The sequence below is a fragment of the Enterobacter sp. MGH119 genome (assembly GCF_001037675.1).
GTDB lineage: Bacteria > Pseudomonadota > Gammaproteobacteria > Enterobacterales > Enterobacteriaceae > Enterobacter > Enterobacter hormaechei_C.
The window spans coordinates 1,544,061-1,560,216 of the sequence record NZ_KQ089929.1; the positions used below are offsets into that span (position 1 = coordinate 1,544,061).

The following is a 16,156-nucleotide window of genomic DNA, read 5'->3' on the forward strand; positions in this document are numbered from 1 at the left end:
TTCAGGACGTTAGAACACAGGACAGACATGACCCAGTTACCGAAATTTACTGCCGCGCTTTTGCATCCCCGCTATTGGTTAACATGGTCAGGCATTGGCTTGTTGTGGCTAATTGTACAGCTGCCTTATCCCGTCATTTTCCGCATGGGTAAAGGGCTGGGTCGCATTGCTCAGCAGTTTATGAAGCGTCGCGCCAGGATCGCGTATCGCAACCTTGAGCTTTGCTTTCCTCAGATGAGTGAATCTGAGCGCCACGACATGGTGGTTAAAAACTTCGAATCTGTCGGCATGGGGCTGATGGAGACCGGTATGGCCTGGTTCTGGTCGGATAAGCGCATGGCGCGCTGGACGGAAGTGGCCGGGACCGGCATGGAGCCAGTGCATACTCTTCAGGCCAACCAGACTGGCGTCCTGCTGATTGGCGTTCATTTTCTGACGCTCGAAATTGGCGCACGCATGTTCGGCATGCAGGCGCCCGGTATTGGCGTTTATCGTCCTAACGATAATCCGGTGATCGATTTGATCCAGACCAAAGGACGTATGCGCTCCAATAAAAGCATGATCGACCGAAAAGACCTGAAAGGGATGATCCGCGCCCTGAAATCAGGTGAAGTGGTCTGGTACGCCCCGGATCATGACTATGGCCCGCAATCCAGCGTGTTTGTTCCGTTCTTTGCGGTGGAAGATGCAGCGACGACCACCGGGACCTGGATGCTGGCGCGAATGTCCAAAGCGGCTATCGTGCCGTTTGTACCGCGCCGTAAACCAGACGGTTCAGGCTATCAGCTCATCATGCTGGAGCCGGAGCTCGCGCCACCGCTGATTGATGCGGAAACCACCGCCCGCTGGATGAACGGCGTTGTCGAGAAATGCATTATGCTCGCCCCGGAGCAGTACATGTGGCTGCATCGCCGCTTTAAAACCCGGCCTCAGGGCGTCCCTTCACGTTATTAACCTGCATGCGGCCATCCGGGCCGCATGTTGTTTTAGCTTTAAAAGCTCCCCGTCATTGCGGCAATCATACCCCGGGCGCATAATTAGCAGGCTTATTACCTCACTGGTCACGGTGCCCTGCACCTCATTATGCGGATAGTTATGTCCCCCACAGATGCTCCCATAAACTGGAAACGTAACCTGACGGTTGCGTGGCTGGGTTGTTTTCTTACTGGCGCCGCCTTTAGCCTGGTGATGCCTTTCCTGCCCCTCTACGTTGAGCAGCTCGGCGTCACCGGACATAGCGCCCTGAATATGTGGTCCGGCCTGGTGTTCAGCATTACGTTCCTGTTCTCCGCCATTGCGTCGCCTTTCTGGGGTGGGCTGGCGGATCGCAAAGGCCGCAAAATTATGCTGCTGCGCTCCGCGCTCGGCATGGCGATCATTATGCTGCTGATGGGGATGGCGCAGAACGTCTGGCAGTTCCTGATATTACGCGCACTCCTGGGTCTGCTCGGGGGATTTATCCCTAACGCCAACGCCCTGATCGCCACCCAAATCCCGCGCCAGAAAAGCGGCTGGGCGTTGGGCACGCTCTCCACTGGCGGCGTAAGTGGCGCACTGCTGGGCCCGCTGGCGGGCGGGCTGCTGGCCGACCACTACGGACTGCGGCCGGTATTCTTCATTACCGCCAGCGTGCTGTTCCTCTGCTTCCTGGTGACGCTTATCTGTATCCGGGAGAATTTCACGCCGGTAGCCAAAAAAGAGATGCTGCACGCCCGGGATGTGCTGGCCTCGCTGAAAAACCCAAAGCTGGTGCTGAGTCTGTTTGTGACCACCATGATTATCCAGGTGGCCACCGGTTCAATCGCGCCTATTCTGACGCTCTATGTCCGCGATCTGGCGGGAAACGTCAGCAATATCGCCTTTATCAGCGGCCTGATCGCCTCTGTTCCCGGCGTGTCCCGGCGTGGCGGCGCTACTGAGCGCGCCGCGGCTCGGCAAGCTGGGAGACCGTATCGGCCCGGAAAAGATCCTGATCTGCGCCCTGATCGTCTCCGTCCTGCTGCTGATCCCCATGGCGATGGTGCAGTCTCCCTGGCAGCTCGGCATCCTGCGCTTCCTGCTGGGGGCTGCCGATGGCGCACTGCTCCCGGCCGTGCAGACGCTGCTGGTCTATAATTCCACCAACCAGATAGCTGGTCGTATTTTCAGCTATAACCAGTCGTTTCGCGATCTGGGTAACGTCACCGGGCCGCTGGTCGGTGCGGGGATTTCAGCCAGTTTCGGTTTCCGGGCGGTCTTTATCGTGACAGCAGGCGTCGTGCTGTTCAACGCCGTTTATTCGTGGCTCAGCTTATCCCGGGCGCTACGCCCGGGGCGAATAAGACAACATCGTGACGGCTAATTTTCGCATTCATACTTGCAAAATCACATAATCAGCTATTCTTTCCCTGAATACCTTCACGAAAAACAGGGAGACACCAATGACCATGTACGCCACGCTGGAAGAAGCAATTGATGCCGCTCGCGAAGAGTTCCTCGCTGATAATCCCGGCATTGAGGAAGAAGATGCTGACGTGCAACAACTCAATATCCAAAAATACGTCCTACAGGACGGCGATATTATGTGGCAGGCCGAATTCTTTGCTGATGAAGGTGAAGATGGTGAATGTCTGCCGATACTGAGTGGTGAAGGTGCACAGGCGGTATTCGACGGCGACTATGACGAAATTGAGTTACGTCAGGAGTGGCTGGAAGAAAATACGCTGCACGAATGGGACGAAGGCGAGTTTCAGCTCGAACCGCCGCTGGATACCGAAGAGGGTCAGGCCGCAGCGGACGAATGGGACGAGCGATGAGCTCCCGTTACTCGTAAGGGCCGTGACTGGCATCAATGGGCAGCAGCAGCGTGTCGAAAATCAGCGAAAACGGCAGATCGAGCACGGTGAGATAGCGCCATGCGGAATCGCGAACGTCCCACTGTACGCCGGGGTAGTATTGATTCCCGTGGCCCTGCCCGGGGATGGTGCGGCTGATAATGCTGCCGCAGCCGCTGAGCAGGCATGCCATCATGACGACAATGATTACTTTCATGTCTGACCTCTAAAAAAATACCGGCGATTAAGCCGGTATTTCATTTGGCGGGTGGCGCTTCGCTTACCCGCCCTACTTAACAACTTACTTCGCCTTCAGTGCCAGCGGATTCAGCTTAACGTCCTTATAGTAGTTCACCCACGAAGAGTATCTCTCCGGCGCGGACCACACGCGGTAGTGAAGCCGTGCCATCGTCACCGGATCGCTCAACAGCACCAGACGACGGTCGCGGTTAAGCTTTTCTGGCGTCTCGTTCAGCGCCTGCTCAACGTGGCGATCGCGGGCGATCTCCAGCACCTGGCTGGCGCGGTGACGCGCCGTCGCCATCGCGGTTGCCAGCGCGTTGAATGACGGGTTAAACACGGCGTGCATAAAGCCATCATCCAGCGTGCGTTTGCGGTTCTGCTCCAGATAGGTATCGGTATCCACCAGCACCTGCGGCGGAGAATACTCTTCCGGGATCAGGAACAGCTTCCAGCGTTTGGTACGCAGGCCCACCGTGGAACGGCTGGAGATCACCGACACAAACGGCGACAGGATCAGCGAGAAGACGATTGGCGCCAGCCAGAACAGGAAACGCAGATCCAGCCAGGCCATACCAACGGCCCACACCAGGCCCAGCAGCAGCTGAGAGCCGTGGCGCATAAAGGCCTCACTCCACGGCGTAGAGTCATCGTCACGCTGCGGTGAATTCCACACCACTTCCCATCCCAGGAACGCGCTCACCACAAACACCGTATGGAACAGCATACGCACCGGCGCCAGCAGGACCGAGAACAGCACTTCCAGCAGCAATGAAAGGGTCACGCGGCAGAAGCCACCGTACTCCTTCGAACCTTTGCACCAGATCAGAATGATACTGAGCAGCTTAGGCAGGAACAGCAGCACCATGGTCGACGCGAACAGCGCAATCGCCAGCTCCGGACGCCACTGCGGCCACACCGGGAACAGCTGGCGCGGTTGCAGGAAGTATTGCGGCTCCGTCAGAGCATGCACAACCTGCAACGCGGTCGAGAGTGCCAGGAACATAAACCACAGCGGCGCAGACAGATAGGACATAACGCCCGTCAGGAACACCGCACGGTGAACAGGGTGCATCCCTTTCACCAGGAACAGGCGGAAGTTCATCAGGTTACCGTGACACCAGCGGCGGTCGCGTTTGAGCTCATCCAGCAGGTTCGGCGGCAGCTCTTCATACGAGCCAGGCAGATCGTAGGCAATCCAGACGCCCCACCCTGCACGACGCATCAGAGCAGCTTCCACAAAGTCATGCGACAGAATGGACCCGGCAAACGACCCTTCACCCGGCAGCGGCGCCAGGGCACAGTGCTCGATGAATGGCTTCACGCGGATAATGGCGTTGTGGCCCCAGTAGTGAGATTCACCCAGCTGCCAGAAGTGCAGACCGGCAGTAAACAGCGGCCCGTAGACGCGGGTCGCAAACTGCTGGCAGCGCGCATACAGCGTGTCCATACCTGACGCTTTTGGCGAGGACTGAATAATACCCGCGTTCGGGTTGGCTTCCATCAGACGGACCAGCCCGCTCAGGCAGTCGCCGCTCATCACGGAGTCCGCATCCAGTACCACCATGTAGCTGTACTGGTTACCCCAGCGACGACAGAAGTCATCAATGTTCCCGCTCTTACGCTTAACACGACGACGACGACGGCGGTAGAAGATCTGCCCTTCCCCCTGCACCTCGGCAATCAGCTCCATCCAGGCTTTTTGCTCTGCCACGCAAATATCCGGGTTGTAGCTGTCGCTCAGGATATAGACGTCGAAATGCGCCGCGTTACCGGTCGCCTTCACGGACTCCCAGGTGGCACGCAGCCCGGCGAATACGCGGTCAACGTCTTCGTTACAGATAGGCATGATCAGCGCGGTACGGTGCTCAGGATTGAGGGGTTCATCCCCGACCGTCGACGCGGAAATGCTGTATTTGTCACGCCCCATCAGCAGTTGCAGGAAGCCCATCAGCGCCGTCCAGAACCCGGCGGAGACCCAACAGAACAGCACGGCGAACAGCAGAAGAATGCCGCTCTGTAAAATATACGGCAGCAGCTGCATGAAGGAGACCCAGATATCCTGGCCAATCATGTCAGCAGGGTTAATCAACGCCCAGCCCTGGTACGGCAGAATGGTTTTCATGTACCAGGTGGCGACAACCGTCTGCGCCAGCGTCAGCAGCAGCAGAATGTAACGACGAATCGTTCCTACGGTACGCCATTTCTGCTCGGAGGCCTGCTGTTCTTTGGTAAGACGTGACAGATAGCGCGGTGTCACGTCACGCCCACGCAGACGATCCCAGAAGCGGCCCACCGGGTTGGTGCGCCACGGATCGGGGAACATCGAGGAACGCGTGGCCTTCGGCATCGCCTGTAGCTGGTCACGCCCTTCGTCATCCTTGATTAACTGCCCTTCTGCCAGCGAGTCCGGCCATGCCTGCTCCAGACGTGCCTTCACTGACCCCAGCGGCGTATCATCATCACGGGAAAAATGACGATGTTCACCATCCAGCGCGGTGTGAACCGCGCGGATGTCGCTCGCAGGGAGCGCCGCTTTTTCAATGTCCGTCAGCGGCATGGCATCAATATATTCAGATGTATTATTCATTGGCAGGTAGCTGATAGCTCCAGGTTTCACTCAGCGGCTTATCGTTACTGACCAGCGCGGCGCGCATTTCAGTGGTCTGTTTCGGATCCTTCACCTTCACGCGCAGGGTCAAACGCCACCCTTTGGTGACCGGGTTGTACCGCACGGCGTTTTCAACGATTTCACCGTTATCGCCAATGCTGGCCTGTGCCGTCACGGCAGTATCCGGCGCCAGTTTTTTCATATCCTGCCCGGTGAAGTCCAGGATAAATGCCAGCGTGCCATCCGGCTGACGAATCAGGTTGGACTGCTTCACGTCACCCGTTGAACGACGCGTCTGCATCACATACGCATTATCCGGTGCGTGCAGCTTGTCTTCGTCACGGCTGAAGGTAATCGCATACTTGAAGTTCATCTCTTTACCGGCTTCAGGCAGCTGATCCGGTGTCCAGTACGCCACGATGTTATCGTTGGTTTCATCGTTGGTTGGAATTTCAACCAGCTCAACCTTACCTTTACCCCAGTCGCCTTTCGGCGTAACCCAGGCGCTTGGGCGCAGATCGTAGCGGTCATCCAGATCTTCAAAGCGGGAGAACTGACGGCCACGTTGCAGCAGACCAAAGCCCTGCGGGTTTTCCATCGCAAAGCTGCTGACCGCGAGGTGTTTCGGGTTGTTCAGCGGACGCCAGATCCACTCGCCGTTACCGGCATGGATGGAGAGGCCATTGGAATCATGCAGTTCAGGACGGAAATTAGTCGCCGGAGATGGCTGGTTCGGCCCAAACAGGAACATACTGGTCAGCGGTGCGACGCCCAGTTTGCCCACTTTATCGCGCAGGTAAACTTTAGACTGCACGTCAACCACCGTGTCACGCCCTGGCATGATCACGAAGCGATAAGCGCCGGTCGCACGAGGGGAGTCCAGCAGCGCATAAATTGTCAGACGTTTGTCGGTTGGTTTTGGACGTTCGATCCAGAACTCGCGAAAACGTGGAAATTCTTCACCTGATGGCAGCGCGGTATCAATTGCCAGACCGCGCGCAGAAAGCCCGTACACCTGCCCCGCGCCAATCACGCGGAAGTAGCTGGCGCCAAGCATGCTGACGATTTCATCGTTTTTATCTTTGCTGTTAATCGGATAAAGCACCTTGAAGCCTGCGAAGCCGAGGTCTTTCACCGTGTCTTTATCGTGTTGCACATCGCCAAAATTGAAGTAATCCGGGCTGTACTTGATTTTGCGTACCGCGGTCGCCGTCACTTCATTGATGGCAACTGGCGTGTCGAAGTACATACCCTGGTGGTAAAATTCAAGCTTGAACGGGGTTTTAATATTGTTCCAGTACGCTTTATCGTGATTGAACTGGATCTGCTGATAGTCCGCGTATTTCATGTCGCGGAAAACGGAGGGCAGGTTACTTTTTGGCGCTTCGTAGCTCTTGCCCGCCATCGATTTTGCCTGTTTTGCGACATCATCGATGTTAAAGGCCAGTGCAGATGAGGTATACAGTGACAACAGCACTGCTACACCCAACCAACGCATTTTCATCATTTGTGGTTTATGTTTCATAATAAGTAAGCACTTCCCCCTTTGTGTGCTTATATCGATCCGATCCATTTTAATGGAAACTCAGGCAATCCGACAACATTATCACTGCTTTGTTCAGCTCGCTGGCTCATGGATTAAGCAAATGAAAGAACCCGCTTTTCACTTTGCGTGCTTATCCTGGAGACAGGGTGTCGGTCTTGGTGTAGGGTTGGCTCCGAATGTAACCATTATGAGCCTTAGGGATAAGGCGAAAAGTCTGAGAATGCGCAAAGTTATATGAGCACAACCCCTGTACAACGTGAATATTTCCTCGACTCGATCCGCGCATGGCTCATGCTATTGGGGATCCCTTTTCATATTTCACTGATCTATTCCAGCCACACCTGGCACGTGAACAGCCAGATGCCCTCCTGGTGGCTGACGCTGTTTAATGATTTTATCCATGCCTTCCGCATGCAGGTGTTTTTTGTTATTTCCGGTTATTTCTCTTACATGCTCTTCTTGCGCTATCCCCTCAAGCGATGGTGGAAAGTGCGCGTGGAGCGCGTGGGCATACCGATGTTGACGGCCATTCCGCTGCTGACGCTGCCGCAGTTCATCATGTTGCAGCATGTTAAAGGCAAGGCGGAAAACTGGCCGAATCTCTCCTTCTATGAGAAATACAACACCCTGGTCTGGGAGCTTATTTCCCACCTCTGGTTCCTGCTGGTACTGGTGGTGCTAACCACGGTGAGTTTGCTGATCTTCAGCCAGCTGCGTCAGCGCGCGAGCACCACATCCTCGACCTTCTTCGCCAACATCACCCTGGGCAAGCTGTCGCTGCTGTTTCTTGCGCTGGGGGTCGCGTATGCCGCCATCAGGCGTACCCTGCTCATTGTCTACCCTCCCATTCTGAGCGATGGGCTGTTTAATTTCGTGGTGATGCAGACCCTGTTCTACATTCCCTTCTTCCTGATTGGGGCGCTGGCATTTATTCATCCCCGGCTTAAAGCGCTGTTTACCACCCCCTCCCCCTGGTGTGCGGTGGGTGCTGCGCTGGCCTTTGCCGCCTATCTTCTCAATCAGCGCTATGGCAGCGGGGACGCGTGGATGTATGAAACAGAGAGCGTTATAACGATGCTGATGGGCCTGTGGATGGTGAACGTGGTGTTCGCCCTTGGCCATCGTCTGCTGAATTTTAAATCCAGTCGCGTCACCTATTTCGTTAATGCTTCGCTGTTTATCTACCTGGTTCACCATCCGCTGACGCTGTTTTTCGGGGCGTACATTACGCCGCATATCGCCTCGAATGCGCTGGGCTTCTTCACCGGCCTGGTCTTTGTGGTTGGCATTGCCATCGTGTTGTATGAAATCCACCTGCGGATCCCGCTTTTGCGTTTCCTGTTCTCAGGCAAACCTCAGGTTAAAGCGGGATAACAAAACGGCGCCTCCAGGGCGCCGTTTTTGCACTTCAGACATCAAAATGCCTGGCTGCGCGCGGTCAAAATCCGCTGATACAGGTCGGCGGTGTGCTCATCGAAACAGACAAAAATGACTTTTTCCGGCATGGGTTTGAGGGAAAGGTAGTGATAAACGGTATTCACGGCGATCGTAGCTGCCGCTTCCTTTGGATAGCCGAACACCCCGGTGCTAATGGCGGGGAACGCCATGGTCTTATACCCGTTATCCGCCGCAAGCCGCAGGCAGTTACGATACGCCTGCTCCAGAATCTCAGCCTCATGGCGGTCGCCACCGTGCCAGACGGGTCCAACGGTATGGATCACCGCTTTGGCCGGGAGATCGCCCGCAAGCGTAATAACAGCATGCCCCGGCGGGCACTCTCCCTGCTGCTGACGCACGGTTTTGCATGCTTCAAGGAGTTGAGGGCCTGCGGCCCGGTGAATGGCACCGTCCACCCCGCCACCACCCATCAGGGAGGAATTGGCTGCGTTGACGATCACGTCAACGCGCACCGTCGTGATATCGCCATGAATAACGTCGATTTGCGGTCTCATAAACACCCTCTGCAACCCGCCTTTTTCACCAGTGTATCGCAGAGGGAGAAGGAGAAAAACTGCCGCGAAAAAAACGTCGGTTAGCGGTAATCCACCTGAACGACCGCAAGCGTTTTCTGTTCATTCAGGTATTTCATGCTGACAGCGGCCAGAGCTGAATGAGGATCATGGCCCCGGAGCGCCTCGTCATAACTGATGGTATGCGTTTTCATACGGTTATTTTCCGGACAGGAGATCGCAAACTGCTGATGCCGGGGCGTGACTTCGCACGGGTCAGCGACCACCGCGCCACGAAAATGAATCACCCCACCATTTTCTATAGTTGCTGAATAAGCCGGAGAAAAAAAAGAGGACAGGATCAGTCCCAGACCAGAAATAATACACGCTGCGGATTTGAACATTATTTGTACTCCTCAATGAAATTCGTCCTTGAGGGGTAAAAACGCTCCGTTATGACGTATCAATTTAAGCAACCCGATGACTGGGTTCTTGATATCAGCATAGCTTACCTGTGCAGCGCCGCCACTTTATTAAATCATTGATTTCATGAATTATTAAAGCGCACTTACCGGTGCGTTCCACTGCTGTGATAAATGAAGCGATTTTCCATCGGAAACGGTGACGATTATTTTTACCGCATCCCCTGAGCGAATATTTAAACTGATTCGCGTTAAATCAATCGGCTGATTAGCGGGTATAAAAAGAGTATTTTTCTGCCGCGATGTACTTTGTCCCCCCTGCCCCTGTCGGACAGATAACACCTCAACCTGACATTCGCAAGCGTCTGCCAGCGTGACCTGAGGAATAATGGTTGTCATATTTGCCTGCTGTGAGGTGCTGAACGTTATCTGGCTGGCAAGCGCGGCAAGGAGAATGAAGGTGCTCATGAGATCCTCCCGAAAAAAAACAGGGCGCATGCCCTGTTTTTTGGTACAGAAATGAATCAGTACTGGTGTGCGGTCGCGTTGTTGCCAAAGCCAACCTGGTGCACAGTCACCGTTGAGCCGGACGCTGTCTGGTCTACCGCCGCGCCGTTGCCGCCGCCGAACTGTTTCACGTTGATAACAGAGTCTTTGCTATTCCACTGGTCGATGGTGGCGCTGTTACCAAAGCCTTTTTGCAGCAGATCGATAGAACTGTCATCAGAGCCCTGGCCAACATCTGCGCCGTTACCACCACCATGCTGGGTAATGGTCAATTCAGAATCTCGGGCGTCCGTCTGCAAAGCAAGCGCGGAGTTACCGCCGCCGTACTGGTAAATGCTCAGGGTTGAGTCAGGGCCGTTATTGCCGCCACCCCAGCCACCACCGTGGCCGCCGCCAAATTGTGGTACCGCACCTGCGAAAGCACTGCCAGAAACTACGATTGCTGCAATAACTGCCACTTTGAAAAGTTTCATGGTAAACCCCCATCGGATTGATTAAGGCGTCACACATCGCTAACGTTGAATAACGCGAATAGCCATTTGCGACTGTCTCTGTACTACAACTGCTGTTTTCTGCGTACCATACTGCGTTATATTCGCCCTGTTACCCGAGCCTTTCTGGATAATCATGGCGGTGTTGCCAAAAGCGCCCTGCTTAATACTCGCATCGTTGCCGTTGCCGGTCTGATCGATATAAGCAAGGTTATACGTCCCTGACTGATCAACATTCGCGCGGTTATTCCCGCCCTCCTGAGAAATAACGGACAGCAATTTAGAACCGTCCTGGCGTACATCAGAATTATTTCCTGAACCCTGTTGACCAATAATGGCTGCCTGATTGTATGAAGCTTTACTTAATTCATTTATCGCAAAATTATATTCAGAACTGGCTAAATCTGAATCACCTGCGATTACAAACCCAGGCGCACCCAGTAATGTAAACATCATAAACAACGTTTTGTTTTTCATGCTGTCACCCTGGACCTGGCTATAAAAAAGTATCTCTTGCTCCGTTAACGCGATTCGTTTTGTTAACGCCGCGTTACGGAAAAGAGTATGTCTGCCGAAACATGTTTAATATCTCACCCGTGCGCCTTATTTTTATATTCTCCTTCACCTCAAAGTCGTAAATCTCGCCTGAAACGACGGGATACACGCCTAAAGCAGAAAACAAAAATGTCTTCCTGCGCTTGTACAACAGCGAGACAGACTGTCCAACCTGCACCGGCTTCTTCAGACAAAAAAGACAATGCCCTTTGCCACGCGCGTGACACGAAGCAAGTTTTCTTAAGAAAAAATTCTGGCTTAGGGAAGTCTTATGTTTTTAGCAGAGATCATACTTTTTACCGGCTGGCTTAGAATAATACAAAGCCAAATAATTCAACCCATTATAATTTACTTTATGGTTTTTAAAATCTGTGCACGTTTATACACATGTACAACTTTCCCCTTATCTTAAAATCTATTAGCCCTGCAATATACACAAATTAATATCGAATTTTACATTCTGTTACACGATTAACACTTGCTTTAAAGTTTGCAATAGCTAGATTGAAAACAGCAGTACGTTATTTGTTTTTAATTTTACCGCCTCCTTTGGAGGAAGGTTTTTTAACTACACACAGCAGTGCCACACCTGTCAGTACCTCTGGTGCCCTTTTCAATAATACGAGGGCAACTGCCGGGTGTCATAAATAACGTGGGGTTTCATCATGTTTAATGAAGTCCATAGCTTACCCGGTCATACATTATTGTTGATCACAAAACCTTCCTTACAAGCGACAGCGTTATTGCAGCATTTAAAGCAATGCCTGTCTCTTAACGGGAAACTGCATAATATTCAACGTTCTTTTGATGATATCGCTTCTGGCAGCATCATTCTTCTCGATATGATGGAAGCGGATAAAAAACTCATTCATTACTGGCAAGATAATTTAAGCAGGAAAAACAATAATATCCGCGTATTGTTATTAAATACGCCTGATGAGTATCCTTTCCGCGAAATTGAGAGCTGGCCGCATATTAACGGCGTGTTTTACGTCACTGAAGAAGAAAACCGTGTCGTGGAGGGTTTGCAGGGCATATTGCGGGGGGAGTGTTATTTCTCGCAGAAACTGGCCAGCTACCTCATTACCCACTCCGGAAATTATCGCTATAACAGTTCGGAATCGGCCCTTCTGACCCACCGTGAGAAAGAGATCCTGAACAAACTGCGTATTGGTGCTTCAAATATTGAAATCGCCCGTTCGTTATTTATCAGCGAAAATACGGTTAAGACGCATCTTTATAATCTTTTCAAAAAGATAGCTGTTAAAAATCGCACGCAGGCGGTGTCGTGGGCAAACGATAACCTCAGGCGTTAATAGCATGAAACGCACCTTAAGTTGGATTGCCGCCGCAGGCATTATGCTTGCTGCCGGAAACCTTCAGGCTGTTGAGGTAGAAGTTCCCGGACTGTTAACCGACCACACCGTCACCTCTGTCGGACACGATTTTTATCGTGCCTTCAGCGATAAGTGGGAAAGCGATTATCCGGGTAACTTAACCATCAACGAACGGCCCAGTGCGCGGTGGGGAAGCTGGATCACAATAACCGCTAATCAGGACGTTATTTACCAGACTTTTTTATTCCCAACGAAAAGAGACTTCGATCAGAACGTCGCTTTCGCGCTGGCACAAACAGAAGAAGCTATTAACCGCCTACAGTTAGACAAAGCCCTTTTGAGCACAGGCGATTTAGCAAAAGATGAGTTCTAACAACGATACCAATTTCGGAGGCTGTAATGCGTCTCGCACACACAGTGATTTCGTTAATGCTCATTGCGCCGTTGAGCTGGGCCGGAAATATGACATTCCAGTTCCGCAACCCTAATTTTGGCGGCAACCCGAATAACGGAGCCTTTATGCTTAACCAGGCTCAGGCTCAAAACTCCTATAAAGACCCCAGCTATGACGATGATTTCGGTATCGAGACCCCGTCAGCCCTGGATAATTTTACTCAGGCCATCCAGTCGCAAATATTAGGTGGCTTATTAACTAACATTAATACCGGAAAACCCGGCCGGATGGTCACCAACGACTTTATCGTCGATATTGCCAATAAAGACGGGCAGCTTCAGTTAAATGTGACAGACCGAAAAACCGGTAAAACGTCGACAATCCAGGTTTCCGGTTTGCAGACCAGTTCAACTGATTTCTAAACAACCCCGAAATAAGGACAATTATTATGCAGCGCTTTTTTATTTTAGTTGCAGTGTGCTTATTAAGCGGTTGTTTAACTGCCCCGCCAAAAGAAGCCGCTAAACCCACCCTGATGCCTCGTGCCCAGAGCTATCGGGATCTGACGCATCTGCCGGTCCCAACCGGAAAGATATTCGTCTCGGTGTATAACATTCAGGATGAGACGGGTCAGTTCAAACCGTATCCGGCCAGTAACTTCTCGACAGCCGTACCGCAGAGCGCCACCGCGATGCTGGTTACCGCCCTGAAAGATTCTCGCTGGTTTATCCCGCTGGAACGTCAGGGGCTGCAAAACCTGCTTAACGAACGAAAAATCATTCGTGCCGCGCAGGAGAATGGTACCGTTGGCGTCAATAACCGCATGCCGCTACAGTCTCTCACCGCAGCCAATATCATGGTGGAAGGCTCGATTATCGGCTACGAAAGTAACGTGAAATCGGGTGGCGCGGGTGCGCGTTACTTTGGCATCGGGGCCGACACGCAGTATCAGCTGGACCAGATTGCCGTCAACCTGCGCGTGGTTAACGTGAGCACGGGTGAGATATTATCCTCGGTGACCACCAGCAAAACGATTCTCTCTTATGAAGTGCAGGCCGGGGTATTCCGCTTTATCGATTACCAGCGTCTGCTGGAGGGTGAAATTGGCTATACCTCTAACGAGCCGGTCATGCTGTGTCTGATGTCGGCCATCGAAACCGGCGTGATTTTCCTGATTAATGACGGTATCGATCGCGGCTTGTGGGATCTTCAGAATAAAAGTGACGTGAGTAATGCGGTGCTGGTGAAATATCGTGAGATGTCGGTGCCGCCAGAGTCATAATCGACGGCGCATAAAAAAGGCGAGAATTCCGTCTCGCCTTTTTTTATTTACTTACCGCAGGAACGCGCTGGCTCTTCTCGCGTCGGGCCGCAAGCCAGAGGCCGCTGTTCTTCATGGCGTAGCCAAACAGTAACCCCAGCATGAGCGAAGGGACCACCAGCTTCCAGTCCCCCTGCCCTGCAAAGGTCGCGCAGGCACCCATGAACGTGCCGGGCACAAAGGACAACAGCAGATGTTTTGCCTGAACGCACATCAGGAAGGCCACAATGCCGGTCATGGCGTACCCCAGGATTTCCAGATGCGGCGCCAGCGCGCTGCCTTTCATAATGACCAGCGCCCAGACCACGCCACTCAGTAACGTGCAGCCTGAAATAAAGAGCCCTTTGAGACCACCCTGCGGGCAGGCGAAATAGGCCGTGCAGCCAAGAAAACCAGCCCAGCTCAACAAGCCGAGAGAGACAGCCACCCAACCCCAGAGGCCGGAGAGGATGCCAGTCGTGATTGCAATACAAAGTAATATGTTCATGGTGCGCATCTTAGCAGATGCGCACCATATAAATGAGATCAGAAGCACATTACGTGCAAGTTGAAATGTATCGTTGCAGAATTTTTGTGATTCAAGTCACTCTTCGTTCTCTTCTTCCAGCTCGTCCCACATAGCAGCGATAGCGTCACGCGTCAGCGGAGCCAGCGTTCTCCAGAATGGCGAGGTGGCGTGGGCTTCAACTTTACCCAGGAAGGTGCCAACCCACGGCAGCAGATACGTTTCGAACAGGGTTTCAATCGCCTCGTTCTCATCATCACCTGCATTATCTTCAATCCAGGAGGCCGCCAGCAGCAGGGTACCGATATGATCGGCAGGCATATCCGTCAGCGGCATGCCGCGTTCTGAAAGAAACGCCCGAACTTCCGCTTCGGTCGCACCTTCCTGCCAGGCAGAACGATACGGCGACACGCGACACTCTTCCCCCACAAACAGCGCGTTGTAATCCGTTGAAATCTGCTGCATATCGCAGCTTTTTTGCAAGCGTTCCAGCAGTTCATCCTGTTCCAGCGGCCAGCTCTGCGCCAGTTTACCTTCACGAATCAGGGTAAACAGCGGAACCAGCAGCGGATCCTGCGGCTGGCGGTAATATAAGGTGCCCAGCACGCGGCAAAGGATGGAAAACTCATTCATGTTTTTATTCCGTTATTAATTAAAGATCGGCAAATTCATCAATCGGCGCCATGCCGCGCGACTCAAGGAAGTCGAGCATACGACGCGGCGTGACGTTCAGGATCTGTTCTTCCGGGAAATTCACGTCCCGCAATATTTTCAGGCACTCGCTGAAATCCCCCAGCGTGAAGGCCATGTGTGAATCAGAGCCCAGCGCCACCATTCCGCCCGCGTCACGCACGGCCGCCGCCACTTCGCGGCAGTTGGCTTCACTGCCCTTACGCGAGTGAACAAAGGAGGAGTTGTTAATCTCCAGCGCCACGCGGTGCTTCGCTGCCGCCTGCGCCACGGCCTGAATATCAATCGGGTATTTCGGATTTCCCGGGTGGCTGATAATGTGCACGTTGCCGCTGGCAATAGTGGCAATCATCGCTGCGGTGTTGGTCTCTTTATCCTGGGGCGCAAAGACCGGCTCATGGAAGCCAGCGAGGATCAGATCTAAAGAGGTCAGCATCGGGCCGGTGCAATCAATTTCACCGTCGGTATTTTTGATGTTCGCTTCGATGCCGCGCAGTATCCCAATACCGTCCACCAGGCGTGGCCAGATACGCATATTCACAAAATGCCAGTAGTGAGGCGCATCCGCCATATCCGGACCGTGATCGGTTATCGCAAACAGTTTGATGCCTTTCAGCTTCGCCTGAGCGATATAATCATGGAGGTTACTGTAAGCGTGAGTACTGGCGACGGTGTGCATATGCAGGTCAACGGGATACATCTTTCTCTCCTCTGCGGTTTTTCCAAAGGATAGCAGTTATCAGCGGCGAATATTAGCAAAAACCCGGCGAACGCC

18 protein-coding genes and 1 pseudogene are annotated in these 16,156 nt (G+C 53.1%); 8 read left to right on the forward strand and 11 right to left on the reverse strand.

Annotated features, from left to right (window positions below):
- The first annotated feature begins 27 nt into the window (after window positions 1-27).
- From SK53_RS07390 to SK53_RS07400, 3 genes and pseudogenes are all read left to right on the forward strand, one after another.
- Window positions 28-954, forward strand: coding sequence for a Kdo(2)-lipid IV(A) acyltransferase (locus tag SK53_RS07390; protein ID WP_048208954.1), 927 nt, complete (start codon window positions 28-30; stop codon window positions 952-954).
- 141 nt (window positions 955-1,095) lie between these two features.
- Window positions 1,096-2,341, forward strand: a pseudogene (mdtG, locus tag SK53_RS07395) (multidrug efflux MFS transporter MdtG).
- Between the two features lie 79 nt (window positions 2,342-2,420).
- Window positions 2,421-2,795: a MysB family protein gene (locus SK53_RS07400; protein WP_003858026.1), complete on the forward strand. Its 375-nt coding sequence runs from the start codon at window positions 2,421-2,423 to the stop codon at window positions 2,793-2,795.
- Window positions 2,796-2,802: 7 nt separating this feature from the next.
- Here the strand turns inward: SK53_RS07400 and SK53_RS07405 are convergent, their stop codons facing one another.
- The 3 genes from SK53_RS07405 to mdoG all read right to left on the reverse strand — a co-directional run bounded on the left by SK53_RS07405 (window position 2,803) and on the right by mdoG (window position 7,189).
- Window positions 2,803-3,030, reverse strand: coding sequence for a YceK/YidQ family lipoprotein (locus SK53_RS07405; RefSeq protein WP_003858030.1), 228 nt, complete (start codon window positions 3,028-3,030; stop codon window positions 2,803-2,805).
- An 84-nt stretch (window positions 3,031-3,114) separates the two neighbouring features.
- Complete coding sequence (mdoH, locus tag SK53_RS07410; RefSeq protein ID WP_015570846.1) at window positions 3,115-5,643, reverse strand: glucans biosynthesis glucosyltransferase MdoH; 2,529 nt, start codon at window positions 5,641-5,643, stop codon at window positions 3,115-3,117.
- Entirely contained in the window at window positions 5,636-7,189 is a 1,554-nt protein-coding gene (mdoG, locus tag SK53_RS07415; RefSeq protein ID WP_048208956.1) for a glucans biosynthesis protein MdoG, read from the reverse strand. The genes mdoH and mdoG overlap by 8 nt, the downstream gene beginning before the upstream one ends.
- 255 nt (window positions 7,190-7,444) lie before the next feature.
- Here mdoG and mdoC point away from each other — a divergent pair, with 255 nt between their 5' ends.
- On the forward strand, window positions 7,445-8,584 hold the full coding sequence (mdoC, locus tag SK53_RS07420; protein WP_023315799.1) for a glucans biosynthesis protein MdoC: 1,140 nt from the start codon (window positions 7,445-7,447) through the stop codon (window positions 8,582-8,584).
- A 41-nt stretch (window positions 8,585-8,625) separates the two neighbouring features.
- Here the strand turns inward: mdoC and ymdB are convergent, their stop codons facing one another.
- From ymdB to csgB, 5 genes are all read right to left on the reverse strand, one after another.
- Complete coding sequence (gene ymdB, locus SK53_RS07425; protein ID WP_023324442.1) at window positions 8,626-9,162, reverse strand: O-acetyl-ADP-ribose deacetylase; 537 nt, start codon at window positions 9,160-9,162, stop codon at window positions 8,626-8,628.
- A gap of 80 nt (window positions 9,163-9,242) precedes the next feature.
- Window positions 9,243-9,563 carry a type 1 fimbrial protein gene (locus SK53_RS07430; protein WP_048208959.1) on the reverse strand — a complete coding sequence of 107 codons (321 nt, stop codon included), beginning with the start codon at window positions 9,561-9,563 and terminating at the stop codon, window positions 9,243-9,245.
- A 153-nt stretch (window positions 9,564-9,716) separates the two neighbouring features.
- Window positions 9,717-10,049: a curli assembly chaperone CsgC gene (gene csgC, locus SK53_RS07435; protein WP_003858040.1), complete on the reverse strand. Its 333-nt coding sequence runs from the start codon at window positions 10,047-10,049 to the stop codon at window positions 9,717-9,719.
- A 56-nt stretch (window positions 10,050-10,105) separates the two neighbouring features.
- Entirely contained in the window at window positions 10,106-10,561 is a 456-nt protein-coding gene (csgA, locus tag SK53_RS07440) for a curli major subunit CsgA (protein WP_003858043.1), read from the reverse strand.
- A gap of 39 nt (window positions 10,562-10,600) precedes the next feature.
- Window positions 10,601-11,056, reverse strand: a complete 456-nt coding sequence (gene csgB / locus SK53_RS07445) for a curli minor subunit CsgB (protein ID WP_003858046.1) — start codon at window positions 11,054-11,056, stop codon at window positions 10,601-10,603.
- 743 nt (window positions 11,057-11,799) lie between these two features.
- Here csgB and csgD point away from each other — a divergent pair.
- From csgD to csgG, 4 genes are read left to right on the forward strand one after another with little or no spacing between them, the layout of a single operon-like run.
- Complete coding sequence (gene csgD / locus SK53_RS07455; RefSeq protein WP_003858049.1) at window positions 11,800-12,450, forward strand: biofilm master transcriptional regulator CsgD; 651 nt, start codon at window positions 11,800-11,802, stop codon at window positions 12,448-12,450.
- A 4-nt stretch (window positions 12,451-12,454) separates the two neighbouring features.
- Entirely contained in the window at window positions 12,455-12,844 is a 390-nt protein-coding gene (gene csgE / locus SK53_RS07460) for a curli production assembly/transport protein CsgE (RefSeq protein ID WP_003858052.1), read from the forward strand.
- 26 nt (window positions 12,845-12,870) lie between these two features.
- Window positions 12,871-13,287, forward strand: coding sequence for a curli production assembly/transport protein CsgF (csgF, locus tag SK53_RS07465; RefSeq protein ID WP_003858054.1), 417 nt, complete (start codon window positions 12,871-12,873; stop codon window positions 13,285-13,287).
- A gap of 26 nt (window positions 13,288-13,313) precedes the next feature.
- Window positions 13,314-14,147: a curli production assembly/transport protein CsgG gene (gene csgG / locus SK53_RS07470; RefSeq protein ID WP_003858055.1), complete on the forward strand. Its 834-nt coding sequence runs from the start codon at window positions 13,314-13,316 to the stop codon at window positions 14,145-14,147.
- A gap of 43 nt (window positions 14,148-14,190) precedes the next feature.
- On the opposite strand, the gene SK53_RS07475 is transcribed toward csgG, so the two are convergent.
- From SK53_RS07475 to SK53_RS07485, 3 genes are all read right to left on the reverse strand, one after another.
- Complete coding sequence (locus SK53_RS07475) at window positions 14,191-14,673, reverse strand: DUF1097 domain-containing protein (RefSeq protein ID WP_075262515.1); 483 nt, start codon at window positions 14,671-14,673, stop codon at window positions 14,191-14,193.
- 96 nt (window positions 14,674-14,769) lie between these two features.
- The gene (locus tag SK53_RS07480) at window positions 14,770-15,324 is read right to left on the reverse strand and encodes a TorD/DmsD family molecular chaperone (protein WP_003858059.1); all 555 of its coding nucleotides are present in this window, start codon (window positions 15,322-15,324) and stop codon (window positions 14,770-14,772) included.
- Window positions 15,325-15,343: 19 nt separating this feature from the next.
- Entirely contained in the window at window positions 15,344-16,081 is a 738-nt protein-coding gene (locus SK53_RS07485; protein WP_022650773.1) for a phosphatase, read from the reverse strand.
- Between the last annotated feature and the right edge of the window lie 75 nt (window positions 16,082-16,156).

What these genes read in the sequence shown, in the direction of transcription:
- SK53_RS07390 (WP_048208954.1), top strand. Translation starts at nt 28, where the DNA reads ATGACCCAGTTACCGAAATTTACTGCCGCGCTTTTGCATCCCCGCTAT.
- SK53_RS07400 (WP_003858026.1), top strand. Translation starts at nt 2,421, where the DNA reads ATGACCATGTACGCCACGCTGGAAGAAGCAATTGATGCCGCTCGCGAA.
- SK53_RS07405 (WP_003858030.1), bottom strand. Translation starts at nt 3,030, where the DNA reads ATGAAAGTAATCATTGTCGTCATGATGGCATGCCTGCTCAGCGGCTGC.
- mdoH (WP_015570846.1), bottom strand. Translation starts at nt 5,643, where the DNA reads ATGAATAATACATCTGAATATATTGATGCCATGCCGCTGACGGACATT.
- mdoG (WP_048208956.1), bottom strand. Translation starts at nt 7,189, where the DNA reads ATGAAACATAAACCACAAATGATGAAAATGCGTTGGTTGGGTGTAGCA.
- mdoC (WP_023315799.1), top strand. Translation starts at nt 7,445, where the DNA reads ATGAGCACAACCCCTGTACAACGTGAATATTTCCTCGACTCGATCCGC.
- ymdB (WP_023324442.1), bottom strand. Translation starts at nt 9,162, where the DNA reads ATGAGACCGCAAATCGACGTTATTCATGGCGATATCACGACGGTGCGC.
- SK53_RS07430 (WP_048208959.1), bottom strand. Translation starts at nt 9,563, where the DNA reads ATGTTCAAATCCGCAGCGTGTATTATTTCTGGTCTGGGACTGATCCTG.
- csgC (WP_003858040.1), bottom strand. Translation starts at nt 10,049, where the DNA reads ATGAGCACCTTCATTCTCCTTGCCGCGCTTGCCAGCCAGATAACGTTC.
- csgA (WP_003858043.1), bottom strand. Translation starts at nt 10,561, where the DNA reads ATGAAACTTTTCAAAGTGGCAGTTATTGCAGCAATCGTAGTTTCTGGC.
- csgB (WP_003858046.1), bottom strand. Translation starts at nt 11,056, where the DNA reads ATGAAAAACAAAACGTTGTTTATGATGTTTACATTACTGGGTGCGCCT.
- csgD (WP_003858049.1), top strand. Translation starts at nt 11,800, where the DNA reads ATGTTTAATGAAGTCCATAGCTTACCCGGTCATACATTATTGTTGATC.
- csgE (WP_003858052.1), top strand. Translation starts at nt 12,455, where the DNA reads ATGAAACGCACCTTAAGTTGGATTGCCGCCGCAGGCATTATGCTTGCT.
- csgF (WP_003858054.1), top strand. Translation starts at nt 12,871, where the DNA reads ATGCGTCTCGCACACACAGTGATTTCGTTAATGCTCATTGCGCCGTTG.
- csgG (WP_003858055.1), top strand. Translation starts at nt 13,314, where the DNA reads ATGCAGCGCTTTTTTATTTTAGTTGCAGTGTGCTTATTAAGCGGTTGT.
- SK53_RS07475 (WP_075262515.1), bottom strand. Translation starts at nt 14,673, where the DNA reads ATGAACATATTACTTTGTATTGCAATCACGACTGGCATCCTCTCCGGC.
- SK53_RS07480 (WP_003858059.1), bottom strand. Translation starts at nt 15,324, where the DNA reads ATGAATGAGTTTTCCATCCTTTGCCGCGTGCTGGGCACCTTATATTAC.
- SK53_RS07485 (WP_022650773.1), bottom strand. Translation starts at nt 16,081, where the DNA reads ATGTATCCCGTTGACCTGCATATGCACACCGTCGCCAGTACTCACGCT.